The sequence below is a fragment of the Serratia sp. (in: enterobacteria) genome (assembly GCF_051654945.1).
GTDB lineage: Bacteria > Pseudomonadota > Gammaproteobacteria > Enterobacterales > Enterobacteriaceae > Chania.
Window position 1 is genome coordinate 1 of record NZ_JBOFZA010000074.1, and the last position, 1605, is coordinate 1605.

The following is a 1605-nucleotide window of genomic DNA, read 5'->3' on the forward strand; positions in this document are numbered from 1 at the left end:
CATAAGTTTAAAAAACCAATCCTTTTATGGTGTGTAGGTATTACTGGTGACTCAACTCGAAAAGTGCTACAGAAAGAGTTGTTTGGTACCATTACTGCCAAGGATAAGAAAGAGATAGGAACTGGTGCTATCCCCAAGCAATACATAGACATTGAAATGCTTGAACGAGATGGTGACAAGATCCTGACAGGAAAAATCCAACACCATGATGAAAATGGAATGCCAGATGGCTGGAGCGTTATTGAGTTTCGTTCAACACAACAGGGCGAGCACGTACTCATGGGTGCAACAGTTGATTACATTTGGCTTGACGAAGAAGACCCATTTAAGAGCACAGAAATCTACTCACAATGTGTAACACGTACTGCAACTACTGGTGGACTAATCACAATCACCGCCACTCCTGAAAACGGGTTAACGAAGCTGGTTGACATGTTTATGAAGGATAAGAGCGGAGCCATGTATTTTCAAAACGCCACTTGGGACGACGCACCACACCTAACAGAAGAAGTGAAAAAGGATCTGTTGAGTCGTATTCCAGAATGGCAACACGATATGCGAGCGAGAGGTATTCCGATGATGGGTGAAGGTTTGATTTACGACGTAGCTGAAAGCGATATTGCTATTGATCCAATTGAAATTCCAAGTCACTGGCGAAGGATTTGCGCAGTTGATATTGGGGTTTCCCACGATACGGCCGCAGTTTGGTCTGCCTATGATGGAGCCACTGATACCGTTTACATTTACGACTGTTACCATGCGAAAGCTGGTGTGCCTTCGTTGCATGCCACTGCTATCAACACAAGAGGTAATTGGATTCCTGTAGTACTACCACATGACGCAGACAACACAGAGCGTGGTTCAGGTAAGACAGTAGCCAACTACTATCGTGAAGCAGGTGTTAACACAATGATGGAAACGTTCTATAACCCCCTTGACTGGACAGGTAAAAAGAACAACTTTGTAGAACCGGGCATCATGGAGATGCTTACCAGAATGAAGACTGGACGGTTAAAAGTATTTAAGACGTGCGGAAGATTCTTTGAAGAAATGCGTCGATACCACCGTAAGGATGGTAAAATCGTAAAGACATTCGACGATACAATGGATGCTGCTCGTTATTCTGTATTATCTGTTCGTGACCGTGGTGTATCAGCAGGCGAAGCTAATGCAGGCTTCAACAGTGCCTATAATGATAACTGGTCGAACTTCAACGTCAACTATTAAGGATTGCTAAATGACTCAGATTTTCAAGATTACAGGAGATGTCAAACTTAATGATGAGAAGGCTCGCGAACTTCAATCACAAATTGGCATTTACTACAATCACGCTATCGGTTATCACCAAGGTGAGCTCGGTGTTCGGGCTCGTATGGCGTGGGAATATTACTATGGTCGTCTGCCAGAGCCTGTAACTCAGGGCTCTAGTAAGTGGATTGACCGGACCGTTATGGAGTGTGTGAATGGCACTCTCCAAGAACTTATCTCTGTATTTACCAGCGATGAGAACGCTGTTCGCTTTGCACCAATGAATCGAAATGACGGTGCGGCTGCTCGTTCGGCAACTAAGCTGGTTAATAAGGTTCTGCTACGTGACAACTGTGG

General features: G+C 44.5%; 2 protein-coding genes. Both read left to right on the forward strand.

Annotated features, from left to right (window positions below):
• The coding region (locus tag ACRDCA_RS15305) for a terminase large subunit domain-containing protein (protein WP_438690297.1) at window positions 1-1227 on the forward strand (1227 nt) is incomplete at its 5' end.
• A 10-nt stretch (window positions 1228-1237) separates the two neighbouring features.
• Window positions 1238-1605: portal protein (locus tag ACRDCA_RS15310; protein ID WP_438690298.1), on the forward strand; the 368-nt coding region annotated here is incomplete at its 3' end.